This window comes from Agrobacterium sp. LY4 (assembly GCF_001526585.1).
In the GTDB taxonomy this organism is placed as follows: Bacteria; Pseudomonadota; Alphaproteobacteria; order Rhizobiales; family Rhizobiaceae; genus Agrobacterium; species Agrobacterium leguminum.
The window spans coordinates 250,328-270,716 of the sequence record NZ_ASYA01000052.1 but is presented as its reverse complement, the minus strand read 5'-3'; the positions used below and the strand labels follow the sequence as shown (position 1 = coordinate 270,716).

19 protein-coding genes and 1 riboswitch are annotated in these 20,389 nt (G+C 59.8%); of the genes, 8 read left to right on the top strand and 11 right to left on the bottom strand.

What is annotated here, in order from left to right; genetic code table 11:
• Positions 1 to 16: 16 nt before the first annotated feature.
• Positions 17 to 1,249: an ROK family transcriptional regulator gene (locus L904_RS24705; RefSeq protein ID WP_020813429.1), complete on the bottom strand. Its 1,233-nt coding sequence runs from the start codon at positions 1,247 to 1,249 to the stop codon at positions 17 to 19.
• Positions 1,250 to 1,491: 242 nt separating this feature from the next.
• Here L904_RS24705 and xylF point away from each other — a divergent pair, with 242 nt between their 5' ends.
• The 4 genes from xylF to metE all read left to right on the top strand — a co-directional run bounded on the left by xylF (position 1,492) and on the right by metE (position 7,612).
• Complete coding sequence (xylF, locus tag L904_RS24700) at positions 1,492 to 2,532, top strand: D-xylose ABC transporter substrate-binding protein (RefSeq protein WP_020813430.1); 1,041 nt, start codon at positions 1,492 to 1,494, stop codon at positions 2,530 to 2,532.
• A gap of 243 nt (positions 2,533 to 2,775) precedes the next feature.
• The gene (locus L904_RS24695) at positions 2,776 to 4,089 is read left to right on the top strand and encodes a sugar ABC transporter permease (protein WP_020813431.1); all 1,314 of its coding nucleotides are present in this window, start codon (positions 2,776 to 2,778) and stop codon (positions 4,087 to 4,089) included.
• Between the two features lie 18 nt (positions 4,090 to 4,107).
• On the top strand, positions 4,108 to 4,890 hold the full coding sequence (locus L904_RS24690; protein WP_020813432.1) for an ATP-binding cassette domain-containing protein: 783 nt from the start codon (positions 4,108 to 4,110) through the stop codon (positions 4,888 to 4,890).
• A 61-nt stretch (positions 4,891 to 4,951) separates the two neighbouring features.
• Positions 4,952 to 5,164: riboswitch (cobalamin riboswitch) on the top strand.
• 99 nt (positions 5,165 to 5,263) lie between these two features.
• Positions 5,264 to 7,612 carry a 5-methyltetrahydropteroyltriglutamate--homocysteine S-methyltransferase gene (gene metE, locus L904_RS24685; RefSeq protein ID WP_035260703.1) on the top strand — a complete coding sequence of 783 codons (2,349 nt, stop codon included), beginning with the start codon at positions 5,264 to 5,266 and terminating at the stop codon, positions 7,610 to 7,612.
• A gap of 192 nt (positions 7,613 to 7,804) precedes the next feature.
• On the opposite strand, the gene L904_RS24680 is transcribed toward metE, so the two are convergent.
• The 7 genes from L904_RS24680 to L904_RS24650 form a co-directional block, all read right to left on the bottom strand.
• Positions 7,805 to 8,038: a hypothetical protein gene (locus tag L904_RS24680; RefSeq protein ID WP_020811749.1), complete on the bottom strand. Its 234-nt coding sequence runs from the start codon at positions 8,036 to 8,038 to the stop codon at positions 7,805 to 7,807.
• A gap of 94 nt (positions 8,039 to 8,132) precedes the next feature.
• Complete coding sequence (locus tag L904_RS24675; protein ID WP_003520859.1) at positions 8,133 to 8,570, bottom strand: helix-turn-helix domain-containing protein; 438 nt, start codon at positions 8,568 to 8,570, stop codon at positions 8,133 to 8,135.
• A gap of 125 nt (positions 8,571 to 8,695) precedes the next feature.
• Positions 8,696 to 9,841 (bottom strand): hypothetical protein, encoded by a 1,146-nt coding sequence (locus L904_RS24670; protein WP_020811750.1) that lies wholly within the window; start codon positions 9,839 to 9,841, stop codon positions 8,696 to 8,698.
• Entirely contained in the window at positions 9,838 to 10,551 is a 714-nt protein-coding gene (locus tag L904_RS24665) for a TfuA-like protein (protein ID WP_020811751.1), read from the bottom strand. The genes L904_RS24670 and L904_RS24665 overlap by 4 nt, the downstream gene beginning before the upstream one ends.
• On the bottom strand, positions 10,548 to 11,744 hold the full coding sequence (locus L904_RS24660; RefSeq protein ID WP_031234173.1) for a YcaO-like family protein: 1,197 nt from the start codon (positions 11,742 to 11,744) through the stop codon (positions 10,548 to 10,550). The genes L904_RS24665 and L904_RS24660 overlap by 4 nt, the downstream gene beginning before the upstream one ends.
• A 37-nt stretch (positions 11,745 to 11,781) precedes the next feature.
• Complete coding sequence (locus L904_RS24655) at positions 11,782 to 12,210, bottom strand: hypothetical protein (protein ID WP_003520863.1); 429 nt, start codon at positions 12,208 to 12,210, stop codon at positions 11,782 to 11,784.
• Positions 12,211 to 12,218: 8 nt separating this feature from the next.
• The gene (locus tag L904_RS24650) at positions 12,219 to 14,171 is read right to left on the bottom strand and encodes a BTAD domain-containing putative transcriptional regulator (RefSeq protein WP_035261384.1); all 1,953 of its coding nucleotides are present in this window, start codon (positions 14,169 to 14,171) and stop codon (positions 12,219 to 12,221) included.
• A 172-nt stretch (positions 14,172 to 14,343) separates the two neighbouring features.
• Here L904_RS24650 and L904_RS24645 point away from each other — a divergent pair, with 172 nt between their 5' ends.
• Positions 14,344 to 14,835 carry a hypothetical protein gene (locus L904_RS24645; RefSeq protein WP_035261386.1) on the top strand — a complete coding sequence of 164 codons (492 nt, stop codon included), beginning with the start codon at positions 14,344 to 14,346 and terminating at the stop codon, positions 14,833 to 14,835.
• Positions 14,836 to 14,982: 147 nt separating this feature from the next.
• A complete protein-coding gene (locus L904_RS24640) occupies positions 14,983 to 15,306 on the top strand; it encodes a hypothetical protein (RefSeq protein WP_245285017.1) in 324 nt (107 codons plus the stop codon).
• 240 nt (positions 15,307 to 15,546) lie between these two features.
• Here L904_RS24640 and L904_RS28540 read toward each other — a convergent pair whose 3' ends face one another.
• The gene (locus L904_RS28540) at positions 15,547 to 15,681 is read right to left on the bottom strand and encodes a hypothetical protein (protein ID WP_020811756.1); all 135 of its coding nucleotides are present in this window, start codon (positions 15,679 to 15,681) and stop codon (positions 15,547 to 15,549) included.
• Between the two features lie 48 nt (positions 15,682 to 15,729).
• Between L904_RS28540 and L904_RS24635 the strand changes: the two genes are divergently transcribed.
• On the top strand, positions 15,730 to 16,644 hold the full coding sequence (locus tag L904_RS24635; protein ID WP_020811757.1) for a TIM barrel protein: 915 nt from the start codon (positions 15,730 to 15,732) through the stop codon (positions 16,642 to 16,644).
• A 78-nt stretch (positions 16,645 to 16,722) separates the two neighbouring features.
• Here the strand turns inward: L904_RS24635 and L904_RS24630 are convergent, their stop codons facing one another.
• Positions 16,723 to 18,120: a family 16 glycosylhydrolase gene (locus tag L904_RS24630; protein ID WP_020811758.1), complete on the bottom strand. Its 1,398-nt coding sequence runs from the start codon at positions 18,118 to 18,120 to the stop codon at positions 16,723 to 16,725.
• A 276-nt stretch (positions 18,121 to 18,396) separates the two neighbouring features.
• On the opposite strand from L904_RS24630, the gene greA reads away from it, so the two are divergent.
• Positions 18,397 to 18,879: a transcription elongation factor GreA gene (greA, locus tag L904_RS24625; RefSeq protein ID WP_020811759.1), complete on the top strand. Its 483-nt coding sequence runs from the start codon at positions 18,397 to 18,399 to the stop codon at positions 18,877 to 18,879.
• Positions 18,880 to 18,888: 9 nt separating this feature from the next.
• On the opposite strand, the gene L904_RS28250 is transcribed toward greA, so the two are convergent.
• Complete coding sequence (locus L904_RS28250; RefSeq protein ID WP_031234176.1) at positions 18,889 to 20,307, bottom strand: O-antigen ligase family protein; 1,419 nt, start codon at positions 20,305 to 20,307, stop codon at positions 18,889 to 18,891.
• Positions 20,308 to 20,389: the final 82 nt, after the last annotated feature.

Here is a 20,389-nt window from a genome sequence, read left to right as displayed (position 1 = left end):
TCCGCCGGTTGCCCCGTCAGATCCCGGAACTCTTCACCGGTCTCTCCGGGCCGTCGGCGCTCAGGATATAGTCGTCTGCCGCTGAAAGCGCGTGCTCCATATGCCCTTCGAACACCAGTTCCGGCTCGTTGGGCGCTATGGCGATTTTCGGCATGCCGCCGAAACGCACCGCCTGCGACTGCGCCAGACCGTCGCGCAGGCCGCTTTCCAGAAGATCGAAATAGCGGGTGCCGGGGCCGGTGATGAAGACCGGCATGTGGCCATGCAGGCTGAATAGGCGCGAAAGACCGTTGCCGAGAGCAAGCCCGGCGGTGCGGAAGGCAAAACGCGCCATGCGGGCGCCGGTGCGGGCCGAGGCGGCGATCTTGTCCACCTCGGCGATCGGCACGAATTTCGCCGGTTCCGCCTGCGGCGGGGCTTCGAAAGCAGAACGCAGGATGGCGTAAAACCCGCAATAGGCCTCGATACAGCCTTTGGTGCCGCAACGGCACAGCGCGCCGTCGGCCAGATGCAGCATATGGCCGAAATTGGGAGCGCTGACCTCGATTGCGCCGCCCGTCGAGCGGGCGATGCCAAGGCCGATGCTGTGGCCGAGCGACAGGGTGACGAGGGCTTCCGGCGCAGGGTTTTCTTTTGCCTGCTCCCGCATCCAGATGGCTTTTGCGGCCAGCAGCGTCTCGTTGTTCAGCGTCACGCGAATGCGGCCGTCCCCGGAAACGAGCCGCTGGAAATCGATCCTTTCGTCACCGAGAACCGGCGACCAGACAAGTGTTGCCGCGGCCGCATCCACCAGCCCCTTGCTGCTGATCGAGACCTGGAGAATATCGTGCCGGTCGATGCGCGAGCGATCGGCAAGTCTTGCGAGGCCGGCGAGGATCGCGCCGCCGAATGTGCCTTTCTCAGCCGCAATCCTCTGTTCGGTGAAGCGGTCCACCAGCTTGCCGGCATAATCGACCAGCGAATATTGCACGCTGTCGGAAGAGATGATGACGATGGCGACATGGCAGAAAGCGCCGCGCGGGCCGAAGAGAATGCGCGGCCGGCCACGGCCGGCGGTGGCTAGCTGCTCTTTCCGCAGAATGAGACCGGCCCGCTCAAGCTCGGTTGTGATGGCGGAGACGGTTGCGGAGGCAAGCCCGGTGAAGGACGACATGTCGGTATGGGAAAGGCTGCCGTGCAGGCGCAGCGCCGCCATCACCGACAGGCTGTTTTTCTGGCGCACCAGTTCCGTACTTGCAATGGCGGACATGGGCTGGGGCATGCTCCCTGAACGGCCTTTTTCCTGTCGTGCTGATCCACTCTGATGGCGCATGCCAGAGCGAAGATCAAGGCACCCGGATGCTGCCCGCAGCCGTTGTTGACAGCATGGGGAATCTCTGACATTAATTTTCTCGACTGTCGAGAAAATTGTGAAACCACAGAGACCGACAGCTTTTTCCGGGCGTTTTTCCTGCATGGAGGTGCAGGCTTCGCCCTTACCGGGAGGACATCATGAATTCTTTTGCCAAGCTTTTGGCGGGTACAGCCGTACTCGTTTCCCTGCACACTGCCGCCATGGCCGCTGATCTCGTCGTCGGCGTTTCCTGGTCGAATTTCCAGGAAGAACGCTGGAAAACGGATGAGGCAGCCATCAAGGCGGCGCTCGATAAGGCCGGCGCGAAATACATTTCCGCCGATGCGCAATCATCCGCCGCAAAGCAGCTGACCGACGTGGAATCGCTGATATCGCAGGGCGCCAACGCGCTGATCATTCTGGCGCAGGACAGCGACGCGATTGGCCCGGCCGTTGAAAAGGCCGTTGCCGAGGGCATTCCGGTCGTGGGTTACGACCGTCTGATCGAAAACCAGAACGCCTTCTACATCACCTTCGATAACAAGGAAGTCGGCCGTCTGCAGGCTGCCGAAGTCTTCAAGGTGAAGCCCGAAGGCAATTACGTCTTCATCAAGGGCTCTTCTTCCGATCCGAATGCGGACTTCCTGTTCGCCGGTCAGCAGGAAGTGCTGAAGGCGGCCATTGACGGCGGCAAGATCAAGAATGTCGGCGAAGCCTATACTGATGGCTGGAAGCCGGAAAATGCCCAGAAGAACATGGAACAGTTCCTGACCAAGAATAACAACAAGGTCGATGCGGTCGTCGCCTCGAATGACGGCACGGCCGGCGGTGCAATCGCCGCTCTCGCCGCGCAGGGCATGGCCGGTTCGGTTCCCGTCTCCGGTCAGGATGCCGATTTCGCCGCGCTGAACCGCGTCGCGCTCGGCACGCAGACGGTGTCGGTCTGGAAGGACAGCCGTGAACTCGGCAAGGAAGCGGCCGGCATCGCGCTGGAACTGGCCGGCGGCAAGAAAATGACGGAGATCAAGGGTGTCACGGCCTTTGATGGCGGCCCGAAGAAGGTCACGATGCAGTCGGTCTTCCTGAAGCCGATCGCCATCACCAAGGACAATCTGAACGTCGTCATCGATGCCGGCTGGATCAAGAAGGAAACGGCCTGCCAGGGTGTGAAGGCCGGAACCGTCAAAGCCTGCGATTGATCGAATAGGTCCCGGTTCGGGCGCTGCGCCATGGTTCATGGCGCGGCGCCTTTTAGAGCATTTCCAGGAAAAGTAGGCCCCGGTTTTCCGTTCGGAAATGCGCAAAACAAACAGTTAGAGCATTTCCAGGAAAAGTGGAGCCCGGTTTTCCGTCCGGAAATGCGCCAGAACAAAGATTTGGAGCGTTTTCGCGTTTCAGGGAAAAGCGAAAACGCTCTAAGATGTGAGGAGCACCGGCAGTTCATGGCCGATATGACCCAGTCCAATACTACAGCGTCGCAAAAGACGGAAAAAACAGGCTCGATAGCCCGTTTCATAAACGCCACCGAGCTGGATACCCGCCTGCTCGGCATGGTCGGCGCGCTTCTTCTGATCTGGATCGGATTTCATATCCTGTCCGGCGGGCTGTTCCTGACGCCGCGAAACCTCTGGAACCTCTCCGTGCAGACCGCGTCCGTGGCCGTCATGGCGACCGGCATGGTGCTCGTCATCGTTACCCGCAATATCGACCTGTCGGTCGGGTCGATCCTCGGTTTTTCCGGCATGATCATGGGTGTCATGCAGGCGGAAATCCTGCCGCAAATCCTCGGCTTCGAACATTGGGCGACATGGATCGTCACGCTTATGGTCGGCATTCTCGTCGGCGGCGCCATCGGCATGTTGCAGGGCTCCATCATCGCCTTCCTCAACGTGCCGTCCTTCATTGTCACGCTCGGCGGTCTGCTGGTCTGGCGCGGCGGCACATGGTTCATCACCAGCGGCCGCACCGTGGCGCCGATGGATTCAACCTTCCGCCTGATGGGCGGCGGCACCAGCGGTTCGATTGGTGCGACATGGAGCTGGATCGCCGCCGTCATCGCCTGCGTCGCCATCATCGCGGCCATCCTGAACTCTCGCCATCAGCGCCGCCGTTTCGGCTTTCCGTTGCGGCCCGTCTGGGCGGAATATTTTCTGGCCGCGCTCGGCTGCCTTGTCGTCATCGGTTTCGTGGCGGTGGTCAACAGCTATCCATGGCCGGTCAACATCGCCCGCAACTATGCCGATGCCAATGGCATCGCCTGGCCTGAAGGCGGTCTGTTCATTTCGCATGGCATCGCCATTCCGGTGCTGATGGCGCTCGCCGTGGGTGCGGTCATGACCTTCATCGCCACACGGCTGCGCTTCGGACGTTATGTCTTCGCCATCGGCGGCAATCCGGAAGCGGCCGAACTCGCCGGCATCAAGACCCGCTGGGTGACGGTGAAAATCTTCACGCTGATGGGCGTTCTGTGCGCCATCGCCGCAGCCATCTCCACCGCCCGCCTCAATGCGGCCACCAATGCCCAGGGCGAGCTGGACGAGCTTTACACCATCGCGGCGGCCGTCATCGGCGGCACTTCGCTTGCCGGTGGTGTCGGAACCATAGCGGGCGCGATGCTCGGTGCGCTCGTCATGCAGTCGCTGCAATCCGGCATGGTGCTGGTGGGCATCGATACGCCCTTCCAGCGCATCGTCGTCGGTGTGGTCCTGGTCGTCGCCGTCTGGCTCGACACCATCTACCGCGCCCGCGCCAAGTAAGAACCGAGGAGAACTCCTATGACGGACCAAGTCACGCCCCTCGTGGAAATGCGCAATATTTCCATTTCCTTCGGCGGCATCCATGCGGTGGAAAACGCCTCTGTCGATCTTTTCCCCGGTGAGGTGGTCGCCCTTCTCGGCCACAACGGCGCGGGCAAATCGACCCTTATCAAAATCCTCTCCGGCGCATACCGGCGCGATGGCGGCGATATTCTCATCAACGGCGAGGATGCCGATATCCGTAATCCCCGCGACGCCAAGAAATACGGTATCGAGACCATCTACCAGACACTGGCCGTGGCCGACAATGTCGATGCGGCCGCCAATCTTTATCTCGGCCGCGAGCTGAAGACGAAATGGGGCACGCTTGACGATGTCGCCATGGAAGCCTCAGCCCGCGAGGTGATGGGGCGTCTCAACCCCAATTTCCGGCGGTTCAAGGAGCCGGTGAAGGCGCTTTCGGGCGGCCAGCGGCAGTCTGTCGCCATTGCCCGCGCCATTCTGTTCGATGCCCGCATCCTCATCATGGACGAGCCGACGGCAGCACTCGGGCCGCAGGAAACGGCGCAGGTGGGCGATCTCGTCAAGGAGCTGAAACGGCAGGGCATCGGCATCTTCCTCATCAGCCACGATATTCACGATGTCTTCGATCTGGCCGACAGGGTCTTCGTGATGAAGAACGGCAAGGTGGTGGGCCATGCCCGCACGCAGGATGTCTCCAAGGACGAGGTGCTTGGCATGATCATTCTGGGCAAGGTGCCGGCCGGTGCGGTGCCGGGGCCGGGTGCAGTCGCGCTCTGAACTCAGTGAAATAAAGATATAAAGATTTCTTTATGTCTATTGACATCGTGACGTCCGTGGTGAGAAATGCGGGTGTCATGGTTCTCCGGGCTTGTTTGTTCGATCCTGGAGCTAAGAGGGAATCCGGTGAGCCGACGATCGGCAAGACCGGAGCTGCCCCCGCAACTGTAAGCGGCGAGCCTTTGTCCAACACGTCACTGGAGTAAACCCCGGGAAGACGGACAAAGGCGACGACCCGTAAGCCAGGAGACCTGCCAGGACAAAATAACGTCCACGGGCGGGGTGTCCCGGTGGTTGCTGCAATGGTCCGGCACAGGCCGGGCCTGCACGCGTCCGCTTTACCCATGCCCCCACAACCAAATGGGGTATGACAATGCCAGACAAGACCATTCCAGTCGCATCGCTCGGTTTTCCGAGGATCGGACGCCATCGTGAACTGAAGTTCGCGCTTGAAGGCTTCTGGTCCAGCAAGATTTCCGAGACGGAACTGCTCGAAACCGCAGCCCGGCTGCGCGCCGAAAACTGGGCGCTTCAGCGTGAGAAGGGGATTACCCATATCCCGTCCAACGATTTCTCCCTCTACGATCACGTTCTCGATACGGCCGTGATGGTGGGCGCCATTCCATCCCTCTATGGATGGGCGGGTGGGGATGTTTCCCTCTCCACCTATTTCGCCATGGCGCGCGGCAGCCAGAGCGAAGGCCATGCAGGCTGCGGCCATGTGCATGAAGGACATTCGCATCATGGTCAGGGCGTTCCGGCGCTGGAAATGACCAAATGGTTCGATACCAACTATCATTACATGGTGCCGGAGGTTTCAGAGGATCAGCATTTCGAACTCACCTCGCAAAAGCCGGTTGACCACTTCCTTGAGGCGAAGGCGCTCGGCATCCATACGCGTCCGGTCATTCTTGGTCCGGTCACGCTCCTGAAGCTCGCCAAGGCGCGCGAGGCAGCCTTCAAGCCGCTTGATCTGCTGGCGCGGTTGCTGCCCGTTTATGAAGAGCTGCTGTGCCGCCTGCATGCGGCCGGTGCGGACTGGGTGCAGATCGACGAGCCGGTCGCCGTGCTGGACCTTTCCGAGGGGGAGCGCCATGCGCTGGCTGTGACCTACCAGGCTTTGTCGAAGGCCGTGCCGGATTTGAAGATCCTGCTCGCCACCTATTTCGGTGGGCTTGAGGACAATCTCGAAGCCATCGCGGCGCTGCCGGTCGCCGGCCTTCATGTCGATCTGGTGCGGGCACCCGCTGCGTTGGAGGCGGTGTTGAAGGCGCTGCCGGAAAATCGCGTTCTGTCGCTGGGCGTCATCGATGGCCGCAACATCTGGCGTGCTGATCTCGCCGCAATCGTCACCCGATTGGAACCCATCATCGCGTCACGCGGTGCGGCGGCGTTTCAGATCGCGCCCTCCTGCTCGCTGCTGCATGTCCCGGTCGATCTCGAACTGGAAACCGGCCTCGATGCCGATCTGAAAAGCTGGCTTTCCTTCGCCACCCAGAAGCTCGGCGAACTTGCCATGCTTGGCAGGGCTCTCGGTGAGGGCAAGGCTGCTGTCGCGACGGAACTGGAGGCTGCCTCCAAGGCCGTTGCCGCGCGTGCATCCTCGCCGAAGGTAACGGACGCCGCCGTGCAGAAGCGTATCGCGACGATTGGCGAGGCCGACAGGAAGCGGGTGAGCCCGTTTGCCGAGCGGCAGAAAGTGCAATCGCAGGCCATTGCGCTGCCGCTTTTCCCGACGACGACCATCGGCTCCTTCCCGCAGACGCCGGAGGTGCGCAAGGCCAGATCGGCGCATTCCAAGGGCGCGCTGACCGATGCGCAATATGAAAAATTCCTGCAGAAGGAAACCGAAGCGACCATTCGCTGGCAGGAGGAAATCGGTCTCGACGTTCTCGTCCACGGCGAGTTCGAGCGCAATGACATGGTGCAATATTTCGGCGAACAGCTTTCCGGTTTCGCCTTCACCCAGCACGCATGGGTGCAGAGTTACGGCTCGCGTTATGTGCGTCCGCCCATTATTTTCGGCGACGTGTCGCGTCCGAAAGCGATGACGGTTCGCTGGTGGGAATATTCCCAGTCGCTCACCGACAAACCCGTCAAGGGCATGCTGACCGGGCCGGTGACGATCCTCAACTGGTCCTTCGTGCGTGACGATATCGCCAGAAGCCTGACATGCCGCCAGATCGCGCTCGCCATCCGCGACGAGGTCAATGATCTCGAAGCGGCCGGTGCGCAGATGATCCAGATCGATGAGGCTGCTCTTCGTGAAGGACTGCCGCTTCGGCACCGGGACTGGCAGGACTATCTCGGCTGGGCGGTGGAATGCTTCCGCATTTGCTCCAGCGGCGTGGGCGACCGCACACAGGTTCACACCCATATGTGCTATTCCGAATTCAACCAGATCATCGATGCCATTGCTGCCATGGACGCCGACGTGATCTCCATCGAGACCTCGCGTTCGAAGATGGAATTGCTGGATGCGTTTCGGACCTACAAATACCCGAACCAGATCGGTCCCGGCGTTTACGACATCCATTCCCCGCGTGTGCCGGCGGTCGGAGAAATGGTCGATCTTCTGGCGCTGGCGCGAGAGCGGCTTGACGACCGGCAGCTCTGGATCAATCCGGATTGCGGCCTGAAGACGCGTAAATGGGAAGAGGTCAGGCCGGCACTGGTCAACATGGTTGCTGCCGCTGCCGAGCTTCGCCGCGCGGTGCTCTGATATGAATGGAGGCCCGGCGAGAACCGGGCCTCCATCATGGCTTCCGCCGGGAAAATGTGGGGGAGGGCATATGAATGCCTCTCCGGAAGGATGGAGCCAGCCGGACAGGCAGAGGGAACGTTTCCGGGCCTACGACTGGAGATCGGTGTGGAAACGCTCAATCCCTGCGGATTTACGCCGTTGCGAAAGCGCTCAATGCAGATCGGCCTGAGCGAAGGCGCCGACATTCAGCTCTGCGCTTACCGGCGGCAGACCCTGCTGATTGATGTCCTGGGCCAGCGACAACAATGCCATTTCCAGGAAATAGGTCGACATGCCCAGTTCCAGAGATTTCGAGCGCTGGCAAAGATAGGAAACCATCCGCCCGAGCGCCAGAATCTCGTCTGCATTGTCCTGTTCAAGTATAGCTGTGGTAGACGCCGCCATGATTCCCTCTCGACAGTCGACAGTATGAAAACGCGATAATGTTGCGTTGTTCATTTTCGACCACATCGAGCGTCACGCGAGCGTCACACCTGCGTCAATCGTCGTTTTTGTCCGCTGGCGCGGCGGCATTTTCCGCCGCTTCAGTGGCGGCGAGCGATGTCACGAGAGCGACGATGCTTCTGCGCACGGCGGCGCTCTTGATGCGCGAAAAGGCCTGGTTGAGCGAAAAGCCTTCATTCGAGGCCACGAAGGTCTGCATGGCATTGATCGTGCCAAGGGCCGGATTGGCCGGGTCGCCATCGGGCGTGGCATTGGCGAACAGGGAGCTGACCTCAACGCCGAGAATCGACGCAATGGCCTGCAGACGGGACGCGCCGACACGATTGGCGCCCTTTTCATACTTCTGGACCTGCTGGAAGGTGATGCCCAATCGCCCGGCCAGCGCACTCTGGCTCATGCCGAGCGACTTGCGGCGCATTCTGATTTGTGCGCCGACATGGACGTCGATCGGGCTGGGTAGTTTGGCGTGCATTACAAATTCCTCCGGTTGAGGTTATTAAATCCGATGATTATCAATTAATATTGTTGAAGGTATACATTCAACACATTTCCACGGGTATTATGACGCTTTATTGACGAAATTGCACGATTTTTCGTTCATAATCGCGTGTCCGGGCCGCGATTTATTATTTTTGTTGCACAACGCAACGCACCGTTGCGGCTGGAAAGATGGCTCCATCCGGCCACGCCGATGGCCTGAAAGCCGATTCTGTCCCAAATTTCTCGGTTCATTGCATCGAATTCCTCAAGCGACTCGGTATCGCCGAAATGCGGAACCCAGACGAATGGCCGTTTCTGACCGGAACGTATGACATTTTCAAGAAGGACATTGTTGTAAAGTCTGGGCAGGCATTTGTTGGTGTCGATGGCCGGCGAAAGCGGGATGGGATTTCGTTCTATCGCAAAGCCCTGCCGTGCGAGCCAAAGTGCCGAGGCGTCCAGTTTTCGTTTCAGCTCGGTTGCGGCGCGGGCATTGCATCCGCCATGCGCGACAGGGTCGGCAACGAGCAATAGCGGCCGGCCGCTGCTTCTCAGACCGGTGACGGAAACGAACTGGTCAACGTGGAAGCCGCATTGGTGCATTTTTTCGCCGGCCATTTCAGCCTCGCAGGTCTCCGTCGTGGAAAAATCGAAGGAGACCGGGACTTTGCCGAGATCTTCCGGCCGATATCCGAAACTGAAGATGTTTCTGCCGTCGAGAGCCTGAATTTTTCGCCACCGCTGCGAAGGGATGGCCGCATTCCTTCCGATCCCCCTGTCATCCTGCAGGCTGGAATGGCCGACCAGCCGAAAATCCGGGCCGACAAGCTGGTTGCCCCCTGCCAAGGCGACATCCGAATGCATGCTTGTCGCTCCCAGATATTCGGCCAGGCTGACGCCGATGGCCTTCTCCGCCACCAGGACGAATTCCGCCGCAGCATCAACCGCACGCACATGGAGCATGTCCTGTATCCATGGATGCGAAACGCTGTCGTTTCCGGCAAGGGGTATCAGCTCGGTGCTGCAAGTGGCTGGCAGACTGCCGAGCCAGTCTCGTGCTGACTCGAGACTGGCTCGATCGATCAGGATAGTGGCGGTGATATCCGCAGGCAGGGCCGAGAGCAGATTTCCGATTGGAATGAGCGGTGAAACAGTGTCAGCCGCCCTGTTTTCTGCAAAAAAAGAGGCGGGAAGCGTGAGCGCAATCGTGCGGATCAGCCCGCCGCAATCGGGCATCAGAGGCAAGGGCTGGATGGCGCTCAAGACGCTTCGTCCCCTGCCGCCCGCCTTGCCGCCAATTGCTGGAAAAACATCGTATTCTGAAGCTTCCATGATGGCGGCGGTGGGGATGGAAACGTTTCGCCCGTGAGCATTGCCAGAAGCCTGGCCGCATCGTTTCTTTTGACGGAAACCGCATTGGCCGCGAGCAGATTTGCCGTCGCGGAACCGAGGCCGGCTTCCGCGGCGATAGCGCGCCATGTCCTGCGGGTAAAATGCAGATTGTTGGCTGCGCGTGTGAGCGCGTCATATTCCTCTGGAGCGACCGTATCGCGGCAGGCGGCAAACGTCGCCTCGGCATCGACCAGCGCGACTGTCAGCGGGCGGTAATCGAGCGCGCCGGGTGCATGGCTCACCGCCACATCGGCGTCGGAAAAACGCCGCCCGTCGCGATAGGCTTCGAAAATCTCGCCGATGCCTATCATGCCGAAGGGGGCGCATTCCGCCGCCCTGAGCGCGCCCATGCTGGCGGCGCCGAAAACGGTGACACCACTCGCCAGTGCAAACAGGAGTTCCTTGTGCCAGACGGCGGCGCAATCGCCGTAAAGCCCGTCGATCAGCCCGATTGTTCCGACGCCTTGCCGGACCGCATCGAAAATATCACCGCAGGCGGCCGGACCGCGAAGATCGAGACCAGATATATGCTCGGCTGCGATGCCGTGGATGGACGGGCCTGCAAAAACCACCGGCTTCATCCGAGGCCTCCGACGGTCAGCAGGTGATCGAGGGTGCGCTGCGAGATATGTTGCAGGCCGCCGCCGGCCGGAGCAAGGCCGCTTGCCAGAACCCGCACCACATGCAGGCCGGATACCTCCGTTTCCAGCGGAAAGACATAGATATCCTCGATGCCGCCGGCGAACAGGTGTGTCGCAAGCTGACGCCATGGCGGCGAAGACGCGTCATGTATAAAATCGAGATTGGCCGGCACCCTTTCCATCGGCTGCACGCCGGGGGCCGAAGACCCGGCCGCAACCATATCCCGCTGGTAGCGGAGAGGAGAAAGATCGTCCCTCGCACCGCTGATATCGGTCAATCGTGACTGGATCGCCTCTAGCAAGGCTGCAATCGCAGCGCCATGGATATCGGGCCGGCAGGCAGCGCCCGCGGCGCTGCGGGTGGCTGGCCCGTCCTGCGCCTGCAGCGACCGGGGCAGGCTTGCCATCACCACCGGCACGCCAAGCCCATTCGTCATGTCGAAGAAGGACGGCGGCAGGCCGATATCCGAAAGGTGCTGAACAAGACCATCGAAGGAAGGATCGACGCCCGCTGGAATGAGGACCGGTCGCGGTGCGATGGCGCGCGTCTCGAAAGTATCGACGAGAAAGCAGGCATCGTTTTCAATGAGTTCGAGCAGGGCATGGAGGACCGCATGGTCATGGTCGAACCCCGCCGCGAGCCCTTGGGAACTCATGCGGAAGGCCTGCCGGTCCCATGGGAAATCCACCCGGAAATCCATGCCGACAAGTTCGTAAGGTGCAAAAACCTCCCCCTGCCGGCGAATGGATGTACCCTTCACCCAGGCGCGTTCTTTTCGCGGATCGAGCGCGTTGCAATCGACCCTGCCGACGGTTTCGAAGGGAATGAGAGGAACCCGTTTGTCCCGCATCTCCTGAACGGAGCTGAAGGCGGCGATATGTTTGCGGGTTTCTTCGGCAACCGCGCCTTCGATCGCCTCCATGATCGCCGATAGCCGGGCCTGTTCCGCGACAAGCCCCTTACCCTGCGAGACCGACAGCCCGCGCGAATTGGGCCGGGCCGCGAACCAGACGGGAATGCCGATAATATCGAGGCCGGTCACGTCGCCGACACGGGTAATCCCGAACCGCCGAAGCAGTCCGGGATCGAAGAACGAAGCGTCGACATGCCTTGAAGCCGCTGTCGCTGATATGGGAGCATCGGCGCCGGTCAAGGCTGCGAGACCGCGATCAGGGCGCCGTGTTGCTGTCGTCGGCAAGGATGGCGTCGAACAGCTCGCCGGTGACGGAGCCGGCCGGGCCGACCGCCTTCAGAGCCGCTTCGATCGGCGCCTGTACCATGCGGTTGAAATCCCAGCCGGCGTCGTTCACTTCGCCGATGAAGGCGAAATCGGCTTCGGAAACCACCGCGCCGCCGGAGACGAGGGCTTCGATGCCCTGGATCTGAACCTGGTCCAGTTCCGCTTCCGGCTGGCCGTTCTGGCGAACGAGCATGGACTTTGCGGCGGCTGCCACGCGGGCATAACCATCCACGCCGGGATGGCTGGCTTCATAGGCGGCAATCGTCTCATGCGACACGGACGCAACCCTGAGCGGCGCCGTGCGAATGAAGAGAACGCCGAAACCCTTTTTTCCGACAATGAAGAAATGCGAGGACATAGTATCTCCTATTTGATCCCAGCTAATCGAAGTGCGTGATAGAATTTTTCATTCGCTATCGGGTCCCGGTCTGGAGACAGGCTGCTGATCTCCCTCGCCGTCATACCCGGATAGTTTTCCTGAAGCCTGTTGCCGGTTTCCCGGGCGGAGGCCAGATCGCCATGCAGCGCGTGGCTTGCGGTAAGGACGCGCAGCGCAGGCTCGTCATTTTCCATCCGCCCGCACAGTTCCACCGCCGTGCCGTAATCCTCGCGCTTGAACGCGATGCTGGCGCCGGCCCACCAGTAGATGTCGGGCGCCAGCGGATTGAGGTCGATGGCCTGCTGAAACTTCTCCCAGGCGACTTCCGCATCGCCGAAATGAGCGAGCGCATCGGCATGCTGGAGCAGGAGGTCGGCCGAATTGGGCGCCAGCGCCTCCGCCTCGAAGAATTTTTCCGCGGAGATGTCGAAGTCCCGCTGGTAGAGCGCCACCACCGCGCACATCCAGTGGCCGACACCAAGGGCGGGGTCGATCTCGACGGAAGAATCGGCCTCCGCCTTGGCGCGGTGCAGGAGATGGGGGTCGTTGCCGCCCAGCATCAGCCATTCCAGTTGCAGGCTCTGTGCCACGCGGGCGCGGGCAACCGCCATGCTGTGGTCGAGATCGACGGCCTTGCGGAACATCGAACGGGCTCTTCTGAGAAGCGGCAGATCGCATTTGCCGCGCAGAAGCTGCTGGCCCTCCAGCAATTGCCGGTAGGCCTCGCCGCTGTGGTTGCGGTCGGGCTCCACCTGAAGCCGTTCGATTTCGCGGGCAAGCGCCGCCGCCACCTGTTTGGAGAGCAGCCGGAAGGCGGCGTGAATATGCCGCTCGGTCAGGACCGCTTCCAGTGACCAGACGATTTCACCGCTCGCATCCTCGATCAGCGCAACCGACATGCGGGTTTCGTCGAACACGGTCGAAATGATGCGGTAATCCGCCCGCAGCATGGCGTAGCCGTCATCGGCCCGGTCATGCGCCAGCGCAAAGGTGCTGTGCGGCGAAAGGACGGTGAAGGTTCGGTATCGGACAAGGCTGTTGGCGACATCCTCGACGAAGGCATGCATGACCGGCGAGACCCGCTGCCCGTCGACCCGTGCCGGGCGGACGAATGCGACACGCGGTTTTGCCATTGATTTTCGGCGACTGCCTTCTTCGGGCTCGGCGGGGGCCGTTATCGTGGCGGCCAGACTTTGTATTCTTCGCCTTAGCGCCACGGTTTCCGCTTCCGGCGAACGACCCTCCTGGCGAAGCTGCTCCATCAGAAGCTGGTACATGCCCTCGCAGGCGCTGATATTTCCAACCCGCGCATAGGCCGCCATGGCGGCGCGATAGGTTTCTTCGCGCTCCGGTTCGATCTTGCAGGCGCATTCGGCAAGTCTGGCGATGTCGTTCGAGCTGGCGCGGCCGAACCGCGTCAATTCCTCCAGAAGCTGGGTGTAGCTCGAAAAGAACAGGTCCCTGAGACGGCGGCGCTCCGAAAGCAGCCAGAGATAAAGATGGTCCTGCCCGGCCTCCAGCCCCTCCAGCAACTCGCCGCCGAATTCGAGCAGCGCATTGAGCCGCCGCATCGGGTCTTCCGCCCTTGCGCCGGCAAGGAAGATGGCAAGGTCGGTGCGCTGCGCCAGCTTGCCGGCCTTCAAGTCGTTTCCTTCGGTCAGAAGGATGGCATCGTCCTCATTGGGCAGTTTCTGCAGGCGGAGAATGAGCTGCCGCAAATTGCCGAGAGCCCTTTTCTGCTCGACATTTTCCCACAAAAGCGATGCGGCATGCTGGCGGGAAAGGGACTGGTTCGGCGCAAGGATGAGGGCGGCGGTAAGGGCGAAGCCCTTGGACGGAAAAAATGCCTCCCGCACCGCGTCACAGCGCGGGGTGCCAAAAAGCCGGATCGGTATCAGTTCAGCGTTCCCAGCCACTTTCGTCCCCTCATGAACCATCATCTAACAACGTGTCCGGGAAATTGAAAGTCATCATAGCGTTCCATTTGACGCTGGTGTGACGCGGCCTGCCTATTGTCGCAGACAGAAGCATGAATGACGGGTGGAAAACAGCGGACATGCGACGGGCAGGCATCGGGAATTTTCGACAGTGATAGCGTTTAACGGAAGCTACATGGCCTTCGAGCCGCGTATCGAGCCTTACCAGCGTGCCGACGATGTCGGATATGCGGTCAGTGAATTCATGTGGTTCAAGGGCCGTCCGTTCTATCCGGTCTCGGCGCTGGTCCATGCGAAGGTCGCGCATGCCAGGCTGTCGGCGGAAAAGGGCGACGACGAGGACGAGGATAATCTCGATATTCTCTTTCGTATGCCGCTGGTAGCGGGCGGGCACTTTTTCGAGATCGTGCTGCGTTCGAATGAAGGGACGTCCTACGGCGGCTGGGTTTGGGGAGAAGAACTGGAAATCCTGAATGAATTCGTCAACGGCTATCGCGTTCTGGCGGGGAAGTTCGACGACAGGCTCATCCGGTTCGAATATTCCAGGCGGTTTCAGCGTTACCGGACGATCGAGCCGCTGCCGGTGGAAAAATCCGTCTTCCTGATCCAGCGGGAGGCAAAACCTTATGCGGGCAAGCGTGGTCTGCCGGGAGTTCCGGTGGCCTGATCGCGGGAGGCGCCCTTTGGGACAACGGGCGGAAGGCATGGATGCGCGTATTGCGGCATGTCCGGTAAAGCGAAGCTTTATCGGAAGTCACCCGGGAATATTTTTATTTTTATTGTGTGGAACATTATGATGCCCAATAGAGGTAAAGTGCGTAACAGGGGGATGTCATCGCAGCTTGTGGCGGTGAATTGCGTTTCCGGCGACGATACGCTTTCCGATGCGGAGAGCGTTGAGGACGAGCCGCGCCCGCTTCTGCGCAGCGACAGGCTCTACGTTGTCGGCGAGCCCGTTTCCCAGACATTGCCCGCATCCGCCGTCGGCGATGATCGAGCCGGAAAAGAGGCGCCGGGCAGGACCGAAATCCGAAATAGGGTTGTCGATGCCGATATCAGGGCCGCAAAATGGGCTTGGGCGATATTGGCGATCGCGCATTGCTGGCTGATCTATTTCATGGTGCACAATCTCGGTTAGCACCTCCCGCCGGAAGACATCCGGTTTCAACCCGCTGGCGCGCAAGCCCTTCGCCGCAATTTGTGGCCATTTCGCCGTTTGAGCGGACCCGAGTGTCCGCAACCTGACATTCCGACAGCCTCCCGCACACTTCTTCATTATGCCGTCGCCTGTTCAGCCACGAAGGCCCACTCTCCCTGCTGTTTGCCTGCGGAAATGTCATAAAGCTGTAAATGAAGAAACTTAATTGAGTGATCGGTTTCAACGGAAACGGATCACCATGTCCCGGTCGCTTTTTACCGACACGGCGGCCTCGGACTTTCTTACGACATCGCATCGCCCGGGATAGACGACGTCGATATCGGCCGCCCGGACCTGCTTGAAGTGGCGTCGCATGTGCGGCGTCCGAACTCCCATGACCTTTCTAGCTCTGGAGATGACGAAGTGAGCAATCTTATAGGTACCGGCTTCAACGCCGGCTCGGATGATGGCGAACTGGCCACCCTCGAAAACGATCTGCGCGCGCTTGCCGAAATTGGCTGCGATACCGTGGAAATCGCCGCAACAAGCCTCGACATGATCGCCGGCGGCCGGATCATCGAAGAGCGCGCCGACCGTTTCGTGTCGCTCGCAAAGCAGTTCGACTTCCGCTACACCGTACACGGTCTCGTCTCTTCGAATTTCATGGATCCGGTGACATGCCGTTACCAGATCGATGCGGCCAAGGCGCTTGCCGTTCTATGCGAGCGTATCGGCGCGGGCATTCTCGTCCAGCATAGCGGCGCGCTGCGTGCCGACCAGATCGCCGAACGGACCGATGCCGACAGCCGCGAGCGGGAAGCGCTTTTCGAACTGGCGGAGTTCTGCCGGCCCTATGGCGTGCGCATCGCCCTTGAGAATATCTTCTCCACCGAACCCGGCCAATATCGCCAGACGCCGGCCGAAGTGGCAGCGACCGTGAAGGCTGTCGGTCACGACAATCTCGTTGCGCTGATCGACTTCAGCCATGCCTATCTCGAATCCACCTATCGTGGCCTCGATTTCCGCGATGAACTTCGCGCCATGGCGCCGGTTGCCGGCCATCTGCATGTGCACGATTCCTTCGGCCGCCCGCAGGGCTTCTATCAGCCCTATTTCCCGCAGGAAAACACGGCGCTCGGCATCGGCGATCTGCACATGCCGCTCGGCTGGGGCGATATTGACTGGCAGGATATCTTCTCGGAACTTTCCTTCCTGCCCGATACCGTGCTGATGATGGAAATCGGTCGCCGTTATCGCGCCGAGCAACCGGCAAGCCTCGAAACGGCGCGGCATCTGATTTCGCTAAATAGCGCCCGCACCCAGCTCGCGGCCGAGTGATTGGCCTGAACGAGGCGTAAGCCGACGGGTTGATGTTTGAAACACCGGCAGTCCCGATGCGACTGCCGGTGTTTTAATTCATGCTGCCCAGTCGGAGAGCGAATACGCCCTGATATAATCGATCATCATCTGCGAGCCGTCGCTGAAATCAGCGTCCGATGGCGTCCCTGCCGTGCCGCCGACGGCAAGGTTGACGACCATATACATGGGGTCATGCATATCGTCAGGCGTATCCGTCTGCGCCACGGCGACATCGTCGAAATACCAGGTTATGTGCTCGGCATCCCACAACAGGCCGTAAGTGTGGAACCCTTCGGTGCTCGGCACGCTGACATTGTTGATGACCGAGGTCTGTTCACCGGTGGCGTTGGAATGGGCGGACATGATGAGCGTATTGGGGTTCTGACCGCGCATTTCGATGACATCGAGTTCCGGCGGCCAGGAGCCGTCTTCGGGCAGAAGCCAGAAGGCAGGCCAGGCGCCCCGGTCGGTCGGCATATCGGCGCGGATTTCGAAATAACCATAGGTCTGGCTGAAGGAGGAATAGGTGTTAAGCATCCCCGAGGTATAATCATAACCCTCGACCTCGTCGGCAATCGACTGCGGGGTCTCCTCGGCGGTAATGGTCAGGACACCGTTTTCGACGCTGAAAGGGTTGACCTCCGACGTGCCGGCATAGGCCGGGTTGATGTACCATTGCGCCTCGCCATTCGTCGTCAGCGAGCTTCCCTTTTCCGGCGCCCACCAATATTTGGCGTCCCAGGTGCCCTGATCGCCGCTGCGCAGCGACAGCGTATCGAATTCATCGGCAAAGGTCTGGGTGAGGGACGATCGGTCGAGACTGAGTTCGAACTGGTCGGCCTGAAGGTCGTCTATGGTCGTTCCAGCAAGAACGATGGCCTCGCCATTCGAAAAATTGAGCCACAGGTCGCTGCCTTGCTGCGTGGCGCTGCCGACAAGCTGATCGAAAGATGTGATGCCGTAACCATTGAGCCGGATCGTGTCATTGGCGCTGAAATCCGTGATGAGATCGGTGCCGTTTCCGCTCGTGAAAACAAAGGTATCGGCCCCGCCGCCACCGATCAGCACGTCGTTGCCGGCCCCACCATCGATGGTCTGGCTGCCCGACCCGCCGGTGATGATATTGTCGAGCGAATTGCCGAAGGCATAACGCCCGTCACCCGTTACCCGCAAATTCTCGAAATTGTCGGGCAGGGTGTAACTCATCCAGGTATCGATGGTATCGATACCTTCCCCGGCATTTTCGGCGGCGCGATTGATGCTGGAATAGAGATAATAAATATCGTCGCCCGTGCCGCCCGCCATGGTCACGTTGACGGAACTGTCGCCCCACATGGAATCATTGCCTGCGGTGCCGGTGAGCAGCGGGCCGGAACCCGTGGCGGAGAAAAATCCCGTGGAACTGCCGCTGTAATAGAGTGTGTCTCCAAGCGCATTCACTACTGTCCGGGCCATGAACCGTCTCCTGTCCGTTAGCGTTGCTGTCTCACTCCTCCTGCTGCACACCCTAACAGGGCAAAAAGCCTCCTGTTAGGCCGAAATATGAGGGGTATGTTCCGTTGCGGTTGCATTCAGCTGTTGAACGGGCGCGTTGTCATGACCCGCTTCCGCCTGTTACATATTCGTTTTTGAACCGGCCCAGCGCGGTCTTGCGGTGCCCCTGCGGGCGATGGCAGGATTGGGGCGGATCGCAGATATGTCGCGGGGCATATCGGGAATGGAGTGTCAGGATTGAGCGTAGCCTTTACCAAGGAAGACAGTGCGGAAACCGCAGCCGAAACCGTTCTGCCGGATCGGGTAATCTCGCGTCATCCCAATCTGGTAACGCAGTCCGGGCTGAAGGCGCTGGAAGAGCAGTTGCGTCTGGCGCGCGAAGCCTGTGAGGCGGCCAATGCCATTGAAGACATCAATGAAAGGCGACGCATTTCCGCCAGCCCGCTACGCGATCTGCGATATTTTTCCGAGCGGGTCCGTACCGCGCAATTGATGCCTGATCCGCCAGCGGATGGCGTCGTCGCCTTCGGCAGCCTGGTGACGTTCAGCCGCGATGACGGGCGAACGCAACGGTTCCGGATCGTCGGCGAAGATGAGGCCGATCCCGCTGCGGGAACGATGTCCTATGTTTCCCCGGTTGCAAGGGTGCTGATGGGAAAAGCGGCCGGCGATCTCGTCAGTTTGGGCGGGAGGGAGATCGAGATCCTCGACGTCGCCTGAAGCGTTCGGTCAGAACATAGGCGGACTTAGACCCGGCCTGTTTCCGATGAGGCTTCCTTCTTCCCGGTTGCGCGCATTGTCTGCCGTGCCCAGCATCCGTATCATCGTGTTTTTCAGGAAAAGCCTGAAGTCCAGATCAATGGCGGCATAGGCAAGCGCAAGTCCCACATGGGCCATGAAGACGGGGTTGAAATTCAGCTCTTCAAATTGATAGCCGATAATGACGCCGATTGCCGAATAGGCGAAAAAGCCGATTTTGCGTTTCCGGAAAATTGCATAAAAAAGCGCGAAGGCGCTCATGATGCAAAATCCCAACCCGGAAGCATAGGCGGTGGCCATAAAACCATTATGTGGCGTGCCGATCCTCGATATCTGCGCAAGTTCTTCATATCGTGCGGTAAATCCTATGCCCAAAGGATGCTGGAACATGACCTGAAAACCGCCGGTGATCGTCTCCCACCGCTCATGCAAGTTGTTGCTGCTATTGCTGTCCTCGAGAAAACGTTTCGAAAAGGCCTGCTCCGCAAAATCGAAAGCGCCGAGCGGCAAAACGGCGGCGATGACGAGGGCGCACAAGGCAAAACCGAAATAGGTGCTGAGCAACATTTTGATCGAAAAATTCCGGACGTAGAAATAGAGCCCGATGGCGAGGACGGCAAACACCCCCGAGCGGTTAAGCGTAAGGGTAAAGCTCGCAAGATATACAAGTAGAAACACGGCAAACAGCGCGGGGCGTTTGTGGCGTTCGGCGACATAGGCCGCCGCTGCTCCGGCCAGCGCGAAGGCCGGTCCAGCCGTGTTACCCACGGGCCAGATGCCGCCTGCCTTTTCGACGCGCAAAAGCAGCGGGGTTATCTCACCTTTCGCCGCAAGCTCCAGCACGCCCGCCTCATCGAACATGAAGGACAATCCGAGGGAGGCGAGCTGGTCATGGATGACGATGTCCAGGAAAAGCAGGATCGTCACCGCTATGAAGCCCGCAAATATGCCCCAGCAGAACAGTTCGAGCAGGTTTTCCTTGAACAGCAGATAGGCAAAGAACAGAAAATAGACCGCATAAAAATAGGTCATCGCCGTTGTATAAAATTCGCCATCGCCGCGCGCGTCGGCAAAGAGCGTCGTGAGGATAAACAGCACCGTCAGCGGGAGAAGATAAAACAGGATGATCGACGGCGTCAGGCAGCGAATGTAAAGCAGCGCGATGACGGGCAGCGTCATCAGCACCAGCATGTCGGTAATATTGAGGAAACGCAGGCCAATATTGCTGGTCGCCACATTGCATTGAATGAAGAAACCAATGGCGAAAACGAATATCGCGAGAAAGATGCCGGGAATATTGATTATTTTTGAAGGGTAAAGCGGCATTGCCAAAACAAAACCCGGTATAGCGGGCTGGCGCAATGCCGCATGATTTGCTGGTCTTTTCATCCGCGGTTTCTATCTTTTGTGGGCGGATTTCGACTGTCCACAGGACAGCGCTACCGCGCGGCAATCAATATAATATGGCGAC